Here is a 19,212-nt window from a genome sequence, read left to right as displayed (position 1 = left end):
TCGCACCACGCCCTATCCCCCGCCGCAAAAAACCGCGCCTTTCACCGAAGGCCCTGACAATCGCCCCCTTGTTCTCCAACCCGATTCTCGTCATATATTGCCTCGGAATGGGGCTGTAGCTCAGTTGGGAGAGCGCGTCGTTCGCAATGACGAGGTCAGCGGTTCGATCCCGCTCAGCTCCACCACTCCGATGAAAATCAAGGACTTGGATACGGGTTTGCTTGAAACGCCCAGGGCCAACCAGCGCTGCGTTTCGGCATCTGCGGCCGTCTTCGTTCGTACTCCGACCCAGCATATTCGAAATCGGAAAACAGCGGGTTTTCCTGTTCGCACAGGGCCTAATATTTCGTGATCGCCTCAGGCTTTATCCCGATGACTGATCCGACCCGCTTCATGTTGTCCTCCGAGCCGATAGATGCGCTTGGCATTATGATAAAAAAGCTTCGAGCGCTCGGCCTCGGACGCCGAGGCGGTCAAGTCGAGTGAGGCCTCGACCCAGCGCCCAAGGCTGCCATTGAGCCGCAGCACCGGATGGTCCGACCCCCAGACCACCCGGTCCCAGCCGAAATTCTCGATCACCTGCTCGACATAGGGCTTGAGCGTATCCGCCCCCCAGCCCGGCGCGGCATTGACCGCAATGCCGGAAATCTTGGCGGCAACATTGGGCAGCCCCGCCAGCTGCGCCAGACCCGTTTTCCAGCCCGCATAGCCCTCCCCCGCAATATCGGGATTGCCGCAATGGTCGAGAATGAACTGCACGTCGGGCGCGGCTGCCGCCAGCCGATGGGCCAGATGCAGCTGGTTGGCGCGCACGCAAAGATCAAAGCTCAGGCCCTGCGCCGCCAATAGCCTGATATTGTCCACGAATAGCGCCGAAGTGGATAGCTCGTCGGGCATGGTGTGCAGGACGCGCCGCACCCCCCGGACATGGGGCATTTTTGCCAGCGCGTCGAGGTGAGCGGAGAAATTCGCATGCTCCGGCCGCCCCGCCGCAATGGCGCCGATGACCTTTGGATGCGCCGTGCCCATGAAGCGGGCTTCCTCAAGCATCTGCGCTTCGACGACGTCCACCTCCATATGGAGGGCGCCGACAATGCCGAGCGGTTCCGCCTCGGCGAAATAGCTTTGCGCGGTCCAGGCCTGGTCGATGGCGGGAAAACCGGCCATCCAGGGCTGCTGGAATTGCGGCCGGTAGACCAGATGCAGATGCGTATCGAGAATTTGCATGACTTGCCTCAGCCCAGCAGCGCCAGCGCCGCTGGCGGGAGCGGATTTTCAAGCATTTCGAGATTGCGGGCCAGCGTCGCCGGATTGCCGGTGCCGATGAGTATGCTGACCACGTTTGGCCGCGTCTTGCCGAACTGCAAGGCGGCATGAGGAAGCGTAGTTCCGGTGGCGGCAAAGGCCCGTTCGAGCTCCCGCACCTGCTCAAGGATGGCCTCGCTTGCCGGAGCATAATCATACCAGGCGCCGGGCTTGGGCCCGACTGCCAGGATGCCGGAATTGAAAATGCCGCCCAGGACCAGCCTGGTCCCGGTCCTGGCGCAAAGCGGCACCAGATCAGCCTCGGCCTGGCGGTCGAGCAGGGTCCAGCGTCCGGCGAGGAGAATGACATCGAGGGGATGGCTCTGCATGATCTCGACGCAGATCGCGCTTTCATTGACGCCCAGACCATAGGCGCCGATCCGGCCCTGCGCCTTGAGCTCGGCCAGATAGGCCAGCCCATCCCCCATCAATGGCTGCATATGGCGCCGATTATCGGCCTCGCCATGGGTATAGACGCCGATATCGTGGACATAGACGATGTCGATATAGTCGACGCCAAGCCGCTCCCGGCTGCCTTCGAGACTCCGGCGGAACCCCTCGGCGCTATAATCGTAGTGCACATCATTGGGCAGGGGATCGATGAAACCATGGGCCTCGGCGCGCGCTGCGCCGGGGGTCAGAACCCGTCCGACCTTGGTAGAGACGGTGAATTGGTCCCGCGCTCTGGTGGCGAAGAACTCGCCCAGACGCTGCTCGGACCGGCCGCTGCCATAGCGGGGGGCCGTGTCGAAATAGCGGATGCCGCCCTCCCAGGCAGCTTCCAGCACTTCGCGGGCCATCTCATCGCTGATGGCCGCACCCAGATTGCCGATGGACGCGCAGCCCATCGAGACGTCGGTGACGGAAACGGCGGTATTGCCAATTCTGTGAGACTGCATTGCTTGTCCTGACACTGTTTGCTGCGCGGGCCGGCGAGCCTGGCTGGATCGCCGCCTCAGGCCGTCCAGCCACCATCGATGAAATGAACCTGGCTGCTTGTATTAGGTAGCGCCGGCAAGATGAAGCGCCAAGTCGGCAACGTCCTCGGGCCGGGCAATGAAGTCCTTGCGCGCCGCCTCGGCATCGAACAGCGCGCTTCTAAGGCGAAGATTTTTCCATCTGTCCGGCGGCGCGGGCAAAACCCTGGGCTATGGCATCGCGCATCGCGGCGCGGGCGGCAGCGACATCGCCATCGCGCACCGCCTCGGCAATGCTCCGATGCACGCTCACGGTCTCGGCCAAAGACGCCGGATCATTGACCGGCGAGGAAATGGTGAAAGCGGCGGTCAGCGCCATTTCCACCAGCGCGCTGATCGAAGCCATGAAGGGATTGCCTGAGGCTTCGGCCAGCGCCTTGTGGAAGGCAAGGTCATGGCGCGCGAAATCGCCCGGGCTTTCGGATGCCGCCATCTTGTCCACCCAATCGCTGAGCGTGGACGCCTGCTCGGCCGAGGCGCGCTCGGCGGCGAGCGCCGCCGCCTCGATCTCGATGCCGATACGCACTTCGGCGAGGCTGCGCAGAAACGCGATGTCAGGGCCCAGTTCAAAATGCCAGGCGAGGACATCGCTGTCGAAGAGGTTCCAGCGCTCCTTGGCCAGCACGCGAGTACCGATCCGCGCCCGCGCTTCGATCAGCCCCTTGGCCGCCAGCGTCTTGAGCGCTTCGCGCAATACCGTGCGCGACACACCGAACTGCTCCAGAAGGTCGCTGTCGGGCGGCAGGATCGATCCTTGCGGATATTGCCCCGATACAATGGCGAATCCCAGCGCCCACAACACATCCGAATGCAGGTTGCGTGCCGGATTCCGCCCCGAAACACTGGCGATGAGGTCGCCTGAATGGCGGGCCTGTCCGCCGGACCTGTCCATCTCGCCTGTCTCCTTCTGGCTTGCCGACCTTAAGCACGGCCCGAACAGTGTGACAATAACGGTGAACGCCATGGCTGGACAGCGCACTTGGTGGCGCGCCATGGTGCCGCCACATCATTGGGATTCGACCACAAGGATATTGCCGCCATGACCAGCCCTGACATCATCGACAAAGTCCTGGAGAACGTCGATTCCGGGCTAGATCAGAGCCTTGAGCGCCTGTTCTCCCTGCTGCGCATCAAATCGATCTCCACCGACCCGGCCTATGCAGCCGAGTGCCGCAAGGCCGCCGACTGGCTCGCCGGGGAATTGACCGGACTGGGCTTCGATGCCTCCGCCCGCCCGACGCAAGGCCATCCGGTGGTCGTCGCCCATGACCCCGAACAGGCCGGCCCGCATGTACTGTTCTACGCCCATTATGACGTCCAGCCCGTCGATCCGCTTAATCTGTGGCATACCGATCCGTTCGAGCCGCAAATCCTCGACAAGGATGGTCGCAAGATCATCGTGGCGCGTGGCGCTTCCGACGACAAGGGCCAGATGCTGACCTTCATCGAAGCCTGCCGCGCCTGGAAGGCGGCGACCGGCGCCCTGCCCTTGCGCGTCTCGCTGATGCTGGAAGGCGAGGAGGAAAGCGGCGGCAAGAACCTGCCGCCCTTCATGAAGGACAATGCTGACGAGCTCAAAGCCGACATTGCTTTGGTCTGCGATACCGATATGTGGGACCGCCAGACCCCCTCGATCACCACCATGCTGCGCGGTCTGGTCGCCGACGAAGTGGAAATCATCGCCGCCGACAAGGATCTGCATTCGGGCATGTTCGGCAATGCGGCGCGCAATCCCAACCAACTCCTGGCCGAGATCATCGCCAGCCTGCGGGCCCCGGACGGCTCGGTCACCCTGCCCGGCTTTTATGACGACGTCGCCGAGATCAGCCCGGCCCTGAAGGCGCAATGGGAGGGCCTGGGCTTCGACGAGAAGGCCTTTCTGGGCGCGGTCGATCTGTCGGTGCCGGCGGGCGAACAGGGCCGCTCGGTGCTCGAACAGCTCTGGGCTCGTCCGACCTGCGAAATCAACGGCATGAGCGGAGGCTATATCGGCGATGGCTTCAAGACCGTCATTCCCGCCCGCGCCAGCGCCAAGATTTCCTTCCGCCTGGTCTCGGGCCAGGATCCGGTAAAAATCCGCGCCGCCTTCCGCGCCCATGTCGAGGCCATGCTGCCCGCCGACGTGTCAGTGAAATTCACTCCCCATGGCGGCTCTCCGGCCATCACCGTCCCCGCCGATGGCGAATTCCTGCGTCAGGCGCTCTCGGGGCTGACCGATGAATGGGGCAAGCAGGCGGTGATCACCGGCGCCGGCGGCTCGATCCCTGTCGTCGGCGAGTTCAAGTCGATCCTTGGCCTCGATACCCTGCTGATCGGCTTCGCCCAGGTGGACGACCAGATCCATTCGCCCAACGAGAAATATGACCTCGAAAGCTTCCATCGCGGCATCCGCTCCTGGGTGCGAGTGCTGGGGGCTTTGAGCCGTACCGCAGGTTAATTCGCTTCAATGGAGCGAATTAAGGCGAGAAGGCCATGAGAGCTATGCTCGAATGGCTGGGGCAATAAGGCTGGGGTTTTCGGCCAACACAAATTGTCACCCGGCGCAGGCCGGGATGACACTGAGGTTCCTGCGGCCACTTAAACCAGCCACACCGCAAGAATCGCAAGCACCGCCGGCACGGTCTGGATGAAGAGGTTTTTCCGCGACGCTGTGGCCGCGCCCACGATTCCAGCCACCGCCACGCAGGCGAGGAAAAACAGCTGGATCTGCCAGGCGAAACCCGGTTCGGGATGCACGAGGCCCCAGATCAACCCCAATGCGAGAAAGCCGTTATAAAGCCCCTGATTGATCGCCAACACCTTGGTCTGGCGCGCAAAATCGGGCTTGAGGCCGAAGGCCCTATGGCCGAGCGGGCTGTCCCAGAAGACCATTTCCAGCAGCATGATATAGAGCTGGATTGCCCCAACCAGCCCCACCAGCACCATGGCGGCAAGAGCCATTTACGCCTCCACCGCCACGTCGAGGGCCAGCTCGACCATATCCACCAAGGAGGTCTGCCTTTGCTCGGCGCTGATCTCTTCATGGGTGATAAGGCAATCGGTCATGGTGCAGATGGCGAGCGCCCTGACCCCGAAACGGGCGGCCAGCGTATAGAGTGCCGCCGCCTCCATCTCGACGCCGATGACGCCATGATCGAGCAGGGCGCCATAACCCTCCAGTCCCGGCTCGCGATGATAGAAAATGTCCGAGGAGAGCATATTGCCGGCATGGACCTTGAGCCCCTTGGCATCGGCCTTGTCGGCAGCGGCGCGCAACAGGCCGAAATCGGCGATCGGCGCGAAATTATAGGGGTCGAACCGCCCCTTGACGATGGCGGAATCAGTACTCGCCGCCTGGGCCAGCACCACGTCGCGCACCTTGACCCGCGCATTGAGCCCGCCGCAGGTGCCGACGCGGATCAGCGTCTTGGCGCCATAGACATTGATCAATTCGTGCACATAGATCGACAGCGACGGCTGGCCCATGCCCGAAGCCTGCACCGAAACCGGCTTGCCCTTCCAGGTGCCGGTAAAGCCGAGGCAATTGCGCACCGAATTGACCTCTCGGGGCTGCTCGAAAAACGTCTCGGCGATCCACTTGGCGCGCAGGGGATCGCCCGGCAGCAGCACCGCTTCGGCGTAGTCGCCCGGCTTGGCGTGATTGTGCGGCGTGGTCATGGCGCTTGCTCCTTATCGCTCATTTCGGTCAAATCATTGCCATTGGGCTCCGCCAAACACAATCGGGCACCATGGAGGCGCTTGACCTCCGGGCCAAGCCGTCCCATTTACCCGAGCCAGGAACGGAGGCGAATTGAGATGGTCGCGAAAATCTTCATCGATGGCGAAGCCGGAACCACGGGGCTGCAGATCCGCGAGCGTCTCGCGGGCCGCCGCGACCTTGAAGTCATCTCCATCGCCCCTGACAAGCGCAAGGACGAGGACGAGCGCAAGCGCCTGCTCAACGCCGCCGACATCGCCATTCTCTGCCTGCCCGACGAGGCCGCCAAACAAAGCGTGACCCTGATCGACAATGACACGACGCGGGTGATCGACGCGTCGAGCGCCCATCGCGTTAACGAGGCCTGGGCCTATGGTTTTCCCGAAATGGATTTCGGCCAGAGCGACGCCATCGCCAAGGCGCGCTACGTCGCCAATCCCGGCTGCTGGCCGCAGGGCCTCATCGCCGCTGTGCGCCCGCTGATCGAGGCGCGGCTGCTGCCCGGCGATTATCCGCTCTCCTATCACGGCATTTCCGGCTATTCCGGCGGCGGCCGCCAGATGATCGAGCACTATGAGGCATCCGGCGCGACGCCGAGCCAGTTCATGCCCTATGGCCTCACCTTCACCCACAAGCACCTGCCCGAAATGCAGGCCTATTCCGGTCTCGGCCGTGCGCCCCTGTTCGAGCCGGTGGTCGGCAATTTCGCCCAGGGCATGACCAATTCGGTGCCGCTGCATCTCGACATGGTCGCCGAAATCCCCTCCGGCAAGGATCTGCATGCGGCGCTCGCCGATTTCTATGCAGCGATCCCCAATGGTTTTGTGAAGGTCGCGCCCTATGACCCGGCGCTGGGCAAGAATGTGGCGCTCGACCCCCAGACCCATAACGGCACCAATATCCTGACCCTGCATGTCTTTGCCAATGACGATGCGGCGCAGGCGGTGATCGTCGCGGTCTATGACAATCTGGGCAAAGGTGCCTCGGGCGCGGCGGTGCAGAACCTCAACATCATGCTCGGCGTCGATCCGCGCGAAAGCCTTGCCGGCTGACGATCCGAACTCACCTTCCCGCTATCGCGGGCCGCTCGCCGGATCGAACCGAACGCTTCGGTACGGTTCGGCCTTGACCGAAAGCCCGGTTCTGCGCGATGACGCCTGTAATAGCGAGGTCCATCTGCCCCATGGAAAAATTCACCACCCTGACTGGTGTCGCGGCGCCCCTGCCGATCATCAATATCGACACCGACATGATCATCCCCAAGCAATATCTCAAGACCATCAAGCGCACGGGTCTGGGGACGGCTCTGTTCTCGGAAATGCGCTATAACGAGGACGGCACGGAAAATCCCGATTTCGTGCTCAACCAGCCGGCCTATCGCCAGGCCCAGATCATTGTGGCCGGCGACAATTTCGGCTGCGGCTCGTCGCGCGAACATGCGCCCTGGGCTCTGCTCGATTTCGGCATCCGCTGCGTCATCTCCACCAGCTTCGCCGACATTTTCTACAACAATTGCTTCAAGAACGGCATTCTGCCGCTGGTGGTCAGCCCCGAACAGCTCAAGCTGCTGCTCGACGATGCCGAGCGCGGCTCCAATGCCACCCTGACCGTCGATCTCGAAGCCCAGACCGTGCGGGGCCCCGATGGCGGGGAAATCCATTTCGACATCGACCCGACCCGCAAGCAGATCCTGCTCGAAGGGCTCGATGACATTGCCGGCACGCTGAAATCCGATCCGGCCATCTCCGCCTTCGAAGGGCAGATGGCGTCCCAGCGCCCCTGGCTCTGAGGCGGCGATGGTCCAGCGCGTCTCCACCGGCTCCCTGTTTGAATCGACCTTCGGCTATTCCCGCGCTGTCCGCCACGAGGACACCATCTATGTCTCGGGCACGACCGGTTATGACTATGCCAGCATGACCATGCCCGAGAGCGTCGGCGAGCAGGCCCGCAACGCGCTGGCCACTATCGACAAGGCCCTGCGCGAGGCTGGCTCCTCGATCGCCGACACGGTGCGCGTCGTCTATTATATTGCTTCCCGTGACGACGTCGACGCCGTGGTGGACGCTGTCGGGCCGGTATTCAGGGATATCCGCCCGGCCGCCTCCATGCTGATCGTCTCGATGATCGAGGCGGACATGAAGATCGAAATCGAGGTCACCGCACGCATCGGCGCCGCCACTAGTCACACATGACGCGGGCGCTGATATTGGGGGAATAGCGGCATGTCGCGACAGCAATGGTTTCTGACCATCCATGCGGTGCTGGCCATCGCTGCGCTGTTCGCGATCGTCTCCTGGCTCACCGCCTGGGACAGCCGGGCCGGCTATCTGTTTTCCATGACGGCCTATTGGCTGCTCTTCTGCCTGCCGGTGATCGGGCTTTATGCGCTGCCGAACAATGACGGCCGGCTCTTCTCGGAAAAGCTGCCCTGGCGGGACTGGTGGATTATCGCCATCCTGCTGGCCCAGGTCGGCATCGTGGCCATCGTCAATTTCGCCCCCAACACCACCATGCTGACCAGCGGCGGCATGTGGCTGGCGCTGCTGATCGCCCTCATCAACGGCCCCCTGGAAGAGATCGCCTGGCGCGGTGGATTTCTGGGAACGTTCCGGGATCGGCCCCGGCTCGGCTTCTGGTTGAGCTGGGTTCTGTTTTCGGCCTGGCACCTGCCTTTGGCGTTCAGCGCCGGCGTCGTGTTCGAAGGTGGCGCAATGGCGCTGGTGGGCGGCGCGGCGGGACTTGGCCTGTTGTGGTCCTGGATTGCCTGGCGCACCGGCTCGGTCTTCTATGTGGCCCTGGCCCATATGCTGACCAATATCTTCGCCTTCTGGGTGCTGTTCGACCGCAATGGTTTTGCCGCCTGACCCCTACCAGCCGTAATCAACCACGGTCAGGGTGCGGTTTCTGCCCTCATCGAGCCATTCGATGCTGGAATTGCGATGCATGCCGATAAGGGCCGCGCCGACCGGACCGAGAATGGGCACATTGCCTCGTTCGCCGAACGGTCTGTTTGGATAGCTCAACGTGCCCAGGCGCATGCGCGGCTCGCCGTCGAGCCGGAACATCACCCTTTGCCCCATCGACACGCCCGCCTTGTGCCAGGGATCGCAGATATCGGCGCGCTTCAATTCGCGTTCGAGATAGGCCGACACATAGGGCATGGCGTTGAACGAGCGCTCCGCCAGCAGCATCACCCGGTGATAATCGTCGGAATTGATCAGGATTTCCGGGAGCGGCAGGGAAGAGAACACTTTGACACCGATAGGAAGATCGCGCCCTTCATATTTCCGCGCGCTTTTGCCCAGTCAATGGCAGGAAAGAATATTTCAATCCCACATGCGTCAGGTTTATTGACCTAACCCCTCGCGCTATGCCAGTACATGCCGTCTTTTTATGCGTCCTGCATAAATCCTATCCATGAGGGTCAAATATGTCCGACGAAACCCTGCTCGACCGCGCGCTTATCCGCCTGGAAGAGGCTGCCAACCATCTGCAGATCGATCCGGACGTGACCGAGAAACTCAAATATCCGCGCGAAACCACCAAGACGCGGCTGCTCATCCGCATGGACGACGGCTCACGCAAGTCGTTCCTGGCCTGGCGCTGCCGCTATGACGACACGCGCGGTCCCACCAAGGGCGGCATCCGCTTCCATCCCGATTCCAGCATCGAGGAAGTCGAGACGCTGGCCTTCTGGATGACCTTCAAATGTGCGGTGATGAACCTGCCCTATGGCGGCGGCAAGGGCGCCATCCGCGTCGATCCGCATCAATTGTCGCGCACCGAACTGGAGCGTCTTTCCAGGGCCTATGTGCAGGCTTTCGCCAATATCATCGGCCCGGACCGCGATATTCCCGCCCCCGACGTCTATACCAATGCCATGATCATGGGCTGGATGGCCGACGAGTATAACCAGATCACCGGCCAGGTTTCCCCCGCCGTCATCACCGGCAAGCCCATCGCCCTGGGCGGCTCGCTCGGCCGCAATGACGCCACCGCCCGCGGCGGCTTCTATCTGGTGCGCCACCTGGCGTCCGAACTCGGTCTCGACAAGGATCACACCGTCGCCATCCAGGGCTTCGGCAATGCCGGCCAGTTCTTTGCGCGCCTCAGCGCCGCTGACGGCAATTCGGTGGTCGCGGTCTCCGATTCCGCCGGCGCCATCTATCGCCCCGGCGGACTCGATGTGGAAAAGCTGATCGCCGGCAAGAATGCTGGCCGCCGCGTCGCCGACCTGGCGTCCGAACTGGGGGCTCACGTCATCTCGGCCGACGACCTGCTGGCCGTCGAAGCCGACCTGCTGGTTCCGGCCGCCCTTGAGGACATGATCACCAAGAACAATGCCGCCACCATCAAGGCCAAGGTCATCCTCGAACTGGCCAATGGCCCGGTGACCCCGGATGCCGACAAGATCCTCAACGACAAGGGCGTCATCGTGCTGCCCGATATCCTGGCCAATGCCGGTGGCGTCACCGTGTCCTATTTCGAATGGGTGCAGAACCGCCAGGGCTATTACTGGGATCTCGAGGAAATCCACGCGCGCCTGCTCAAGATCGTCGAGCGCGAAGGCCGCGCCGTGTGGACCATCGCCAAGGACCGCAATGTCTCGGCGCGTTCCGCTGCCTATATCCACGCCCTGGGCCGCCTGGCCACCGCCATCGAGGCCCATGGCACCCAGCCCTTCTTTGCCGGCTGAAAAGCTCCCGGCTCCATGGCCGATGAATAAAAAAGGCGCCCCAGCGGGCGCCTTTTTTTGTTGCCTGCCGTCTGCCCTCAGGGCAGGCGGCAATCGGCGTCAGCGCCGATCTCTTCCATGAGCGCGGCGATGGCCGCCTCCAGCTGCGGATCGGTATTGAGGCCCACATCGTTCGGATTGAACGGCACGTGGATTTCCGGCTCGATGACATTGTTCTCGTAGAGCGTGCCATCCATGCGGCGGTGTGGCAGGACGGGCAGGCCATAGACAAGGCCGGGCACCACCGCGCTCTTGATGTAGTCCACCGACGTCCCCGTGTTCAGCACCACGTCGCCGACGATCGGGCCAACGGCATTGTCTTGATAGGCCTGCGGGAACATCGAGCCGTCCGAATAACCGAAACTGTCCACCACCACGGCGCTCGGCCAGACCCAACGATTGTTCGGCTCGACGTCAAGCGGTCCCTGCGCCCAGCCATTGGTTGAATAGGCCTCCCCGGTCAACAGCGTGATCAGCTCGCGCGTGAGATTGCCCCCGCCATTGGAGCGCACATCGACCAGCGCCGCCCTTGCGATACCACGCTGGGCGCTGAGCGTGCCCAGCAGATCGAGATAGGCGTCATTGTCCATGTTGGGCACATATTGATAGGCGATGCAGCTATTGGAGAGCCGCGCCACCATTTCCCGCCTTGCATTGATCAGCCTCGCCTTGGCCAGGTCGGCCTCGTCATGCTGGTCGATGGGCTTGACCGTATAGAACCGCTCCTCGCCCGTTTCGCTGTCGGTCACCCCGACCAAAGCCGGTCGGCCGACATTGAGGCTGAGCAGCCGGTCGATGCCCCCCGCTTCGGGCACGTCCGTACCGTTGATCGAGCTGATGATGTCACCCGGCTCGATATCGAAGGCGCGTCGATCCAGCGGTCCGCCGGGCAGGATGGCGGCGATGCGTCGGCCGGCGCCCTCATAGCCATAGTCGAGATAGATGCCCAGCGCGTCATTGCTGTTGCCCAGGTCGGAGCGGGCCGATTCTGCGCCGCGATAACCGGTGAACATGTGAGATGCCGACAATTCGCCATACATGGCCGAGATCAGCTCTTCCAGTTCGCGGTCGCTGGCGATGGAGCCGAGATAGGCCCGGTATTTGGCCCCGATCGCATCCCAATCGCGGCCCTCGAGCGCGCTGTCGTAATAGCGATAATTGGCATCTGCCCAGGCCTGCTCGAAGGCGGCGAGGCGTGCGGCATCGGCATCGCGGGTGAAAAAGACCCGCGAATCAATGACGCTCGCCTGATCGGGGGCACTGACCGGGACGCGCAGAATGGCGCCATCGATCTTGACGTCGACCACGCCCAGCTCGGCGACATAGTAGAACGCGTTCCAGCCCGGGGCGGCAAATTCGCCGGCAATCTCGGCGCTGCCATCGACGAGACTGGTCACCTGCAGGGCGAGCGTGTCGCGATCGACCGGCACGACCTCGAGCAGGCTCTGCTGGTCCGGCAGGGCAGCGAGCGTCAATGCATTTGCCGCGCCTTCGCCCAGGCGGCCCTCGAGATTGAGATTGCGGAAATGCGGCATTTCATAGCGCCGGACGACGGCAAGGCCGTCTTCATCCTCGTCAAAACCGGTGCCTTCATCGTTGACGACTTCAAGGAAATCCTGCCGCGCCTCTTCCGAGAGGAAGATGCGATACATGCTCACGCCTTGGGAATGAAGCTGCGCCGATTGCGTTGAGTAGAGTGTTGTATAGCCGATGACCTGGGTGCCATCGGCGCTCCAGATGCCATCGAAGAGATTGGGAATATTGCCGATGGGCCGGGCGGGAGCGCTGCCATCGGCGGGAACCACGGCAACACGCCGCGATTCGGTGCCACCCATGGATCGCCATTGGATCAGCAGATCCTGCGAACTCGGCGACCAAGCGAATTGCATGTCGCCATCCGCGTAGACGGAATTGTAATCGCCCTCGCCGACCAGGCTGGTAACCGCGCCGGTCTCGAGATCGAGCACCTGCACCTCGCGCCGATCCGCGACAAAGGCGAGCTTGCTGCCATCGGGCGAAAATGCCGGACGATAGGCATTGCCCTGTTCCGGCACATAGAGCGGGATTTCAGTGAAGCGGTGCTGCAGCGCCATATCTTCCGGATCGCTGCGCAGCATGATGCCATAGATACCCCAGCGATGATCGCGAATGGCCGCATAGGCGAGCATGGCGCCGTCGGGGGAGAAGGTGATGTCCTTTTCCTGGCCCGGCGTGCTGGTCGCCTGGCGCACCGTGCCGGAAATATCCTGCACGAACACATCGGCATTGTAGACCATGGCGAACACTTCGCCATCGGACGAGGAGACGAAATCCTGAATGCTCGCCCCGACATAATTGCTTTGCCGCGTGGCGCGCTGCTCGAGCGTCAGCACTTCGATAGGGGTCGCTTCGGCGGCGTCAGCAGCCTTGACATAGATGCGCCCACGATTGGCGAAGGCGATAGTGCCCGTATCGGAGACCGACAGGTCGCGCACCGGGTCGCCCTCGAAAGCGGTGAGCTGGGTTTCCACGCCGGAGGCCAGATCGAGCTGCCAGACATTGAGCCAGCCCGAAGCTTCCGAGAGATAATAGAGCGTGGCGCCATCCGCGCTCCACACCGGATTGTGGCGATCGGCGCCATCGGCCTCGAATACCGCCTCATGCCGGCCGCTGACCTTGTCATAGATCCAGATCTGGCGCGCATTGGGCAAGACGCGATGCTGGCGGTTATCGGGATCGCCGGAAGGATTGTAGGAATAGACGAGCTTGGTCTGGTCGCGGTTCCACTGGGCCTGCTCGGCCAGGTTGGGCAGGACCAGGGTTTCACGCGCCGTCTCGGCATTGACCGCATAGAGCTGGGTCTTGCCCGACAATGCCGCCTGCACACTCTGCTCGGCATCGCCCAGCCGCTGGGCGGTATAGAGGATGGAGCTGCCGTCCGGCGTGAAGCTGGTCGGCACTTCATTGGCCGAGGACCAGGTCATGCGCTCCAGCGTGCCGGAGAAATCGGTGACATAGACATCGTCGTCGCCATTGAGATTGGAGGCAAAGGCCAGCATTTCCGAATCCGGCGACCAGGTGGCGCGATGCGAATAGGTGCCATTGGCCGTGAGCGGCACGGCCAGCCCCCCCTCCGCGTCGACGATGAAGATCCGCCCGCGATAGGTGAAGCTCAGCATTTCCCCATCCGGGGCGATGGCCGGAAACCGCACCCATGCCGATGCCTCGCCCATATCCGGTCCCTTGCCGGCCTCCTCGGCGAAAGCGGGGCCCAACACCGCCAGCATGGCCAGCACCGAAATCGTGGCGTGTCGTCTCGTCATTCTTTATCCCCTGGCCATTCGCGCGGCGGCTGATTTTTCAAAAGGGCGATCAAACCCGTCACGGGTAAACACTTGCTGAATCTGGAAAAGCAAAAACAATCCTGGCTGTGGACTATCGCCGCGCCGCTCTGCGGCTTGCGCCCCGCACGCAAAAAGCGCTATGTGCGCGCCAAGGTGTACCCACCAGTACGGCGAGGAGCTTTTTCATGGCCAAACATTCCCTTTTCCTGCTGCCCGGCGACGGCATCGGCACCGAGATCATGGTCGAGGTCGAAAAGATCATCGCCTGGACCAATGCCGAGGGCCTCACCGATTTTTCGACCGATCGCGGCCTTGCCGGCGGCGCTGCCTATGACGCCCATGGCGTCGCCATCACCGACGAAGACGTTGCCAAGGCCAAGGCCGCCGATGCGGTGATCTTCGGCGCCGTGGGCGGTCCCAAATGGGATGACGTGCCCTATGAGCACCGACCGGAAGCCGCGTTGCTGCGCCTCCGCAAGGAATTGGCCGTCTTCGCCAATCTGCGCCCCGCCATCTGCTATCCCGCTCTGGCCGAAGCCTCCTCGCTCAAGCGCGAACTGGTCGAGGGTCTCGACATCCTCATCGTGCGCGAATTGACCGGCGGCGTCTATTTCGGCGAACCCAAGACCATTACTGATCTCGGCAACGGGCAGAAGCGCGCCATCGATACCCAGGTCTACGAAACCTACGAAATCGACCGCATCGCCCGGGTCGCCTTCGACCTGGCCCGCACCCGCGGCGGCAAGGTCCATTCGGCAGACAAGAAGAACGTCATGAAATCGGGCGTGCTCTGGGACGAAGTGGTCAAGGGCGTCGCCAAGGATTATTCCGATGTGGAACTTCACCATATCCTGGCCGACAATGCCGCCATGCAGCTGGTGCGCACGCCCAAGCAATTCGACGTCATGGTCACCGACAATCTCTTCGGCGACATTCTCTCCGACGTCGCCGCCATGCTGACCGGCTCGCTCGGCATGCTGCCCTCCGCCTCGCTGGGCGCGCCCGATCCGGCCACCGGCAAGCGCAAGGCCTTCTACGAGCCCGTCCACGGCTCGGCTCCCGACATTGCCGGCAAGGGCATTGCCAATCCCATCGCCATGATCGCCTCTTTCGCCATGGCCCTGCGCTACAGCTTCGGCATGATCGAGTTGGCGGGCCGCGTCGAGGACGCCATCTCCGCCGTGCTCAGCGACGGCCTGCGCACCGGCGACATCGCCCAGGCCAATTGCAAGACCGTCGGCACCGAGGAAATGGGCGCCGCCATCCTCGCCAAGCTGCAGCAATAAGCCAGAGGCGTCCCGTCTTCGTCGCCACCGGGCCTGTCCCGGTGGTCCATCTCGTCCCGGCAATGATGACGAGCGATAATCCAGACAACAAAAAGCCCCGGTCTCACGACCGGGGCTTTTCAATTCCGGAGACCAGCGCTCCCGAAATTATTCGGCGGCGCCTTCAGCGGCGGCGGCTTCCTTGGCGGCGCGTTCTTCAGCGCGTTCCTTGGCCTTTTCGCCCGGCTCGCCCTTGTTCGGATTGTTGCGGGCTTCGCGCTTGACCAGACCGGCAGCGTCGAGGAAACGCAGCACGCGATCGGTCGGCACGGCGCCGACGGAGACCCAGTGCTGGGCACGTTCGGTGTTGAGCACGACGCGGTTTTCCGCGTCCTTGGCCAGCAGCGGGTTAAAGGTGCCCAGCTTTTCGATGAAGCGGCCATCGCGCGGCGAACGGGCATCGGCGATGACGATGTGGTAGAAGGGGCGCTTCTTGGTGCCGGCGCGGGCAAGGCGGATCTTGAGAGCCATTTTTCAGTCCTGTACGTTAAGTCGGTTTAAGTGGGTTATTTCTTCTTGCCCAGGCCGGGAAGGCCGGGGAACCGGGGGGCTCCGCCCAGGCCGGGGAGAACCGGCCCGCCGGAGGATTTCAACAGCGCATTGACGTCGCTGGGCAAAGCCTTTTGCGCCGGAAGCTCTGCCGAGGGCAGGCCCTGCAATTGACTGGGGTCAATCCCGGCCTGGCGGGCCATCTGCTCGAGCTGCTTGGGGTCCATCTTGGAAAGGTCCGGCATGCCGCCGAGCATGCCCCCCATCTTGCCCCCGAACATGCCGCCCAAGGCGCCCATGCCGCCCTTGGAGACCTTTTTCATCATGTCCGCCATCTGGCGGTGCTGCTTGGCAAGCTTGTTGATTTCGCTGACTTCGACGCCGGCGCCGGCCGCGATGCGCTTGCGGCGCGAGGCATTGAGCAGGTCCGGTTCGGCCCGCTCTTTTTTGGTCATGGAATTGATGATGGCGATCTGCCGGTCGAAGACTTTTTCATCGACATTGGCGCCGGCCATGGCCTTTTTGAGCTGCCCGGCGCCGGGCAACAGGCCCATGAGCCCGCCCATGCCGCCCATCTTCTTCATCTGCAACAGCTGGCTGCGCAGATCCTCGAAGTCGAACGAGCCCTTTTTGAGCTTCTTGGCCATTTTGGCCGCGTCTTCGGCCGATACATGTTCCGCCGCCTTCTCGACCAGCGAGACGATGTCGCCCATGCCCAGAATACGGTCGGCGATGCGGCTGGGATGGAAATCCTCGAGCGCATCCATCTTTTCGCCGACGCCGATCAGCTTGATCGGCTTGCCGGTGGCCGCGCGCATGGAGAGCGCCGCGCCACCGCGCCCGTCGCCATCGACGCGGGTCATGACGATGCCGGTAATGTCCAGCTTGCCGTCGAAGCTGCGCGCCACATTGATAGCGTCCTGGCCGGTCAGCGCATCGACCACGAGCAGAATTTCGTGCGGGCGGGCAATATCCTTGATGCTGACGGTTTCTTCCATCAACTCGTCATCGATATGGGTGCGGCCGGCCGTATCGAGAATGAGCACGTCATAGCCGCCCAGACGCCCTTCGCGCTCGGCGCGGCGGGCAATCTCGACCGGACTTTCACTGGCGACGATGGGCAGCGTATCGACCCCCACCTGCTCGCCCAGCACCCGCAATTGCTCCATGGCAGCCGGACGGCGCGTATCGAGCGAGGCCAGCAGCACCTTCTTGCGCTGCCTGTCCTTGAGCCTTTTGGCGATCTTGGCCGTGGTCGTGGTCTTGCCCGAGCCCTGCAGACCCACCATCAGCAGCGTCACGGGGGCGGGTGCATTGAGATCGATAGTGACGGCATCGGAACCCAGCACGGCAACAAGCTCGTCATTGACGATCTTGACCACTTGCTGGCCCGGCGTCACCGAACGGGTGACCTCCGCGCCCACGGCGCGTTCGCGGACCTGTTCGACAAAGGCGCGGACCACTTCGAGACTGACATCGGCCTCGATCAGCGCCCGGCGGATTTCGCGCATGGCCGCATCGACATCGGCGGCGTTGAGCGCGCCGCGTCCGCGAAGGCCATCGAAAATCTTGCCAAGCCGGTCTGAGAGGCTCTCGAACATCGTCTTTCCTTTCGCTCGCGGGGGTCTGCCCCGGAGAGATAAGTGTCAAAAGCGCAAATGCAAAACCCACCCGCGGGCGCGACGCGCTGGCGGATGTTGGCCTCCGGGATCGTGGAACCCGTCAGGGGCCCCGGTCGGCTGGTCAGGAGCAAAAGCCTGATGAACGGGCTGGCTCTATGGGAAAGCCGGGCAGGAGTCAAGAAAAGCCGACACGATTGCGCGGCAAAATCGCTTCCGTGTCTCAGGAAAGACGCGGGGGTCGGGCGGCGCGCCTAAACCTTATAGGCCAGCCGCAGCCCGCCCCAATGGCGGCCATTGACCATGATCGGGGCCGAACAATCCTTCATCAGCGCGAATTGCCCCCCGCCCATGTCGCGCCGATAGGTCTGGAGCAGGAAGGGTTTGGTGGACCGCCCGGCCGACAGCCCGGTGCGGTCGTTGAAGATGCGGCGATTGCGGCAATTGGCAGCGTTCCAGACCGGATCGGCGCCCTGTTTCTGGGAATAGATCTGGTTATGGGTCGGCAGATAGCCATTGCGGTCCACCGCCGCGCAGAAGGCGATGCGCCGGTCGAAACCCAGCACTGGCTCCTGCAATGCGGGCAGCACCCTGTCGGTAAAGGCGGTATAACGGGTCAGCATCTGTTTGGGATTGCTGCCGGCAATATCGCGATAGGCTTCGTCGAACAATTCTCCCATGGAAATGTCGCCACGCGCCACGGCGGCGCTGAACAATTCCGAAATATCGTCGGCCCGGGCGCGCACCAGATCGATGAAGGGCGCGTCGGCCGTCTCCACCCCGGCCTGAACCAAGAACAGCATGAAATCCTCGGAAATGCCGAGAATGGTCTGCGTGCGCTGTTCGGCCTTTTCCAGATGCGTCCGGCAGGCGCTGACCCCATCGGCCAGAGCCGCCAATTCGCCCTGCATGGTCTCGAAGCCTTCGATGGATTGCTCGACGGGCTGGGCCATGTCGTCAATATCGACCACCAGCCGTCCCACCGAATCCACCAATTCCTCCAGCGTGGCGCTGGCCTCTCCCGCGGCCTCCGAATCCTTTATCGCCTGCTGCGCGGCCTCGCCATTGCTCCTGGCCTGTTGCTGCAAATGTCCCAGCGCTTCCCCCAGATCGCTGAGATGGGCCACGGTCTGACCGGAAAATCCCTGGATCTGGTCGGCAAGGCTTTTGACCGCATTGGCGATGATGGCAAAGCCGCGCCCGGCCTCCCCGGCCCGCGCCGCCTCCACCGAGGCATTGAGGGCCAGCAATTTGGTTTCCCTGGCGATCTGGGCGATGGCTGCGCTGGCGCGTTGCACCCCGGCGACATTTTCCGCCACCCCTTCCAGCGAGGTCTGGAACGCCATGGCCCCCTCGGAAAGCGCCACCATCGTGCCCGAACTGCGCGTCACCACGTCCGACAGCGTTGCCGCGCTCTGGTCGAGAATCTGCCGGGCTTCGGCCGCCGCCTCGCGCGTCACCGCCATGGTGCGGCTCAATTGCGCCGTGGTGGCATTGAGTTCGCTCGCGGCGCTGCGAGCGGCGTCGGCTTGCAATCCCTGCTGCTGGCTGATGGCTGAAAGATCGGAGACGAGGCCCGCCACATCGGCGATTTCCACGCCCAGCAGCCCGGCCCGGTCACCTATGGCGGACAGGCGGACAGTCTCGTCGGCGTCCTCGAGGCGCGAAACGGCGCTGGCTGGCATGTTCCCCTCCATACTGTCAGCGTTCGCGACAATACGGAAACAGATTGTAAGAAAAGA

The 19,212-nt window shown here is 63.0% G+C and carries 17 protein-coding genes and 1 tRNA gene; 8 read left to right on the top strand and 10 right to left on the bottom strand.

All coding sequences use genetic code 11. The features are described from left to right. Positions 1-109 precede the first annotated feature (109 nt). A tRNA-Ala gene (locus H0482_RS06495) sits at positions 110-185 on the top strand. A gap of 172 nt (positions 186-357) precedes the next feature. Here H0482_RS06495 and H0482_RS06490 read toward each other — a convergent pair. The 3 genes from H0482_RS06490 to H0482_RS06480 all read right to left on the bottom strand — a co-directional run bounded on the left by H0482_RS06490 (position 358) and on the right by H0482_RS06480 (position 3,174). After that, positions 358-1,227 carry an amidohydrolase family protein gene (locus H0482_RS06490; RefSeq protein WP_193729244.1) on the bottom strand — a complete coding sequence of 290 codons (870 nt, stop codon included), beginning with the start codon at positions 1,225-1,227 and terminating at the stop codon, positions 358-360. A gap of 8 nt (positions 1,228-1,235) precedes the next feature. Then, positions 1,236-2,204, bottom strand: a complete 969-nt coding sequence (locus H0482_RS06485) for an aldo/keto reductase (RefSeq protein WP_193729243.1) — start codon at positions 2,202-2,204, stop codon at positions 1,236-1,238. 199 nt (positions 2,205-2,403) lie between these two features. Beyond that, positions 2,404-3,174, bottom strand: coding sequence for a FadR/GntR family transcriptional regulator (locus H0482_RS06480; RefSeq protein ID WP_193729242.1), 771 nt, complete (start codon positions 3,172-3,174; stop codon positions 2,404-2,406). 147 nt (positions 3,175-3,321) lie between these two features. On the opposite strand from H0482_RS06480, the gene H0482_RS06475 reads away from it, so the two are divergent. After that, entirely contained in the window at positions 3,322-4,719 is a 1,398-nt protein-coding gene (locus tag H0482_RS06475; protein WP_193729241.1) for a M20/M25/M40 family metallo-hydrolase, read from the top strand. Between the two features lie 140 nt (positions 4,720-4,859). Here the strand turns inward: H0482_RS06475 and H0482_RS06470 are convergent, their stop codons facing one another. Both H0482_RS06470 and deoD read right to left on the bottom strand, forming a co-directional pair. Continuing rightward, the gene (locus H0482_RS06470; RefSeq protein WP_193729240.1) at positions 4,860-5,222 is read right to left on the bottom strand and encodes a DUF1304 domain-containing protein; all 363 of its coding nucleotides are present in this window, start codon (positions 5,220-5,222) and stop codon (positions 4,860-4,862) included. Further along, positions 5,223-5,939, bottom strand: a complete 717-nt coding sequence (deoD, locus tag H0482_RS06465) for a purine-nucleoside phosphorylase (RefSeq protein WP_193729239.1) — start codon at positions 5,937-5,939, stop codon at positions 5,223-5,225. Between the two features lie 138 nt (positions 5,940-6,077). Between deoD and argC the strand changes: the two genes are divergently transcribed. From argC to H0482_RS06445, 4 genes are all read left to right on the top strand, one after another. Next, the gene (gene argC, locus H0482_RS06460) at positions 6,078-7,031 is read left to right on the top strand and encodes an N-acetyl-gamma-glutamyl-phosphate reductase (protein WP_193729238.1); all 954 of its coding nucleotides are present in this window, start codon (positions 6,078-6,080) and stop codon (positions 7,029-7,031) included. Between the two features lie 131 nt (positions 7,032-7,162). Next, positions 7,163-7,768, top strand: coding sequence for a 3-isopropylmalate dehydratase small subunit (gene leuD / locus H0482_RS06455; RefSeq protein ID WP_193729237.1), 606 nt, complete (start codon positions 7,163-7,165; stop codon positions 7,766-7,768). Positions 7,769-7,775: 7 nt separating this feature from the next. Further along, on the top strand, positions 7,776-8,171 hold the full coding sequence (locus H0482_RS06450; protein ID WP_193729236.1) for a RidA family protein: 396 nt from the start codon (positions 7,776-7,778) through the stop codon (positions 8,169-8,171). Positions 8,172-8,201: 30 nt separating this feature from the next. Continuing rightward, positions 8,202-8,843 carry a CPBP family intramembrane glutamic endopeptidase gene (locus tag H0482_RS06445; RefSeq protein WP_193729235.1) on the top strand — a complete coding sequence of 214 codons (642 nt, stop codon included), beginning with the start codon at positions 8,202-8,204 and terminating at the stop codon, positions 8,841-8,843. Positions 8,844-8,846: 3 nt separating this feature from the next. Here H0482_RS06445 and H0482_RS06440 read toward each other — a convergent pair whose 3' ends face one another. After that, positions 8,847-9,230 carry a hypothetical protein gene (locus H0482_RS06440; RefSeq protein ID WP_193729234.1) on the bottom strand — a complete coding sequence of 128 codons (384 nt, stop codon included), beginning with the start codon at positions 9,228-9,230 and terminating at the stop codon, positions 8,847-8,849. A gap of 179 nt (positions 9,231-9,409) precedes the next feature. On the opposite strand from H0482_RS06440, the gene H0482_RS06435 reads away from it, so the two are divergent. Further along, a complete protein-coding gene (locus H0482_RS06435) occupies positions 9,410-10,675 on the top strand; it encodes a Glu/Leu/Phe/Val family dehydrogenase (protein WP_193729233.1) in 1,266 nt (421 codons plus the stop codon). A gap of 77 nt (positions 10,676-10,752) precedes the next feature. Here the strand turns inward: H0482_RS06435 and H0482_RS06430 are convergent, their stop codons facing one another. Then, positions 10,753-14,016, bottom strand: coding sequence for a S41 family peptidase (locus tag H0482_RS06430; protein WP_193729232.1), 3,264 nt, complete (start codon positions 14,014-14,016; stop codon positions 10,753-10,755). Between the two features lie 206 nt (positions 14,017-14,222). Between H0482_RS06430 and leuB the strand changes: the two genes are divergently transcribed. Further along, a complete protein-coding gene (leuB, locus tag H0482_RS06425) occupies positions 14,223-15,323 on the top strand; it encodes a 3-isopropylmalate dehydrogenase (protein WP_193729231.1) in 1,101 nt (366 codons plus the stop codon). A 147-nt stretch (positions 15,324-15,470) separates the two neighbouring features. Here the strand turns inward: leuB and rpsP are convergent, their stop codons facing one another. The 3 genes from rpsP to H0482_RS06410 all read right to left on the bottom strand — a co-directional run bounded on the left by rpsP (position 15,471) and on the right by H0482_RS06410 (position 19,155). After that, the gene (gene rpsP, locus H0482_RS06420; RefSeq protein WP_193729230.1) at positions 15,471-15,833 is read right to left on the bottom strand and encodes a 30S ribosomal protein S16; all 363 of its coding nucleotides are present in this window, start codon (positions 15,831-15,833) and stop codon (positions 15,471-15,473) included. A gap of 35 nt (positions 15,834-15,868) precedes the next feature. After that, positions 15,869-17,452, bottom strand: a complete 1,584-nt coding sequence (gene ffh, locus H0482_RS06415; RefSeq protein WP_193729229.1) for a signal recognition particle protein — start codon at positions 17,450-17,452, stop codon at positions 15,869-15,871. 272 nt (positions 17,453-17,724) lie between these two features. Further along, on the bottom strand, positions 17,725-19,155 hold the full coding sequence (locus tag H0482_RS06410; protein WP_193729228.1) for a methyl-accepting chemotaxis protein: 1,431 nt from the start codon (positions 19,153-19,155) through the stop codon (positions 17,725-17,727). Positions 19,156-19,212: the final 57 nt, after the last annotated feature.

It is taken from the genome of Devosia faecipullorum, from assembly GCF_015158295.1.
GTDB lineage: Bacteria > Pseudomonadota > Alphaproteobacteria > Rhizobiales > Devosiaceae > Devosia > Devosia faecipullorum.
Note: the sequence above shows the minus strand (reverse complement) of the source record. Positions and strands in the feature narration are given on the sequence as shown.

What these genes read in the sequence shown, in the direction of transcription:
- H0482_RS06410 (WP_193729228.1), bottom strand. Translation starts at nt 19,155, where the DNA reads ATGCCAGCCAGCGCCGTTTCGCGCCTCGAGGACGCCGACGAGACTGTC.
- H0482_RS06470 (WP_193729240.1), bottom strand. Translation starts at nt 5,222, where the DNA reads ATGGCTCTTGCCGCCATGGTGCTGGTGGGGCTGGTTGGGGCAATCCAG.
- H0482_RS06445 (WP_193729235.1), top strand. Translation starts at nt 8,202, where the DNA reads ATGTCGCGACAGCAATGGTTTCTGACCATCCATGCGGTGCTGGCCATC.
- H0482_RS06435 (WP_193729233.1), top strand. Translation starts at nt 9,410, where the DNA reads ATGTCCGACGAAACCCTGCTCGACCGCGCGCTTATCCGCCTGGAAGAG.
- rpsP (WP_193729230.1), bottom strand. Translation starts at nt 15,833, where the DNA reads ATGGCTCTCAAGATCCGCCTTGCCCGCGCCGGCACCAAGAAGCGCCCC.
- H0482_RS06430 (WP_193729232.1), bottom strand. Translation starts at nt 14,016, where the DNA reads ATGACGAGACGACACGCCACGATTTCGGTGCTGGCCATGCTGGCGGTG.
- H0482_RS06485 (WP_193729243.1), bottom strand. Translation starts at nt 2,204, where the DNA reads ATGCAGTCTCACAGAATTGGCAATACCGCCGTTTCCGTCACCGACGTC.
- H0482_RS06480 (WP_193729242.1), bottom strand. Translation starts at nt 3,174, where the DNA reads ATGGACAGGTCCGGCGGACAGGCCCGCCATTCAGGCGACCTCATCGCC.
- argC (WP_193729238.1), top strand. Translation starts at nt 6,078, where the DNA reads ATGGTCGCGAAAATCTTCATCGATGGCGAAGCCGGAACCACGGGGCTG.
- leuD (WP_193729237.1), top strand. Translation starts at nt 7,163, where the DNA reads ATGGAAAAATTCACCACCCTGACTGGTGTCGCGGCGCCCCTGCCGATC.
- leuB (WP_193729231.1), top strand. Translation starts at nt 14,223, where the DNA reads ATGGCCAAACATTCCCTTTTCCTGCTGCCCGGCGACGGCATCGGCACC.
- H0482_RS06450 (WP_193729236.1), top strand. Translation starts at nt 7,776, where the DNA reads ATGGTCCAGCGCGTCTCCACCGGCTCCCTGTTTGAATCGACCTTCGGC.
- H0482_RS06490 (WP_193729244.1), bottom strand. Translation starts at nt 1,227, where the DNA reads ATGCAAATTCTCGATACGCATCTGCATCTGGTCTACCGGCCGCAATTC.
- deoD (WP_193729239.1), bottom strand. Translation starts at nt 5,939, where the DNA reads ATGACCACGCCGCACAATCACGCCAAGCCGGGCGACTACGCCGAAGCG.
- H0482_RS06475 (WP_193729241.1), top strand. Translation starts at nt 3,322, where the DNA reads ATGACCAGCCCTGACATCATCGACAAAGTCCTGGAGAACGTCGATTCC.
- ffh (WP_193729229.1), bottom strand. Translation starts at nt 17,452, where the DNA reads ATGTTCGAGAGCCTCTCAGACCGGCTTGGCAAGATTTTCGATGGCCTT.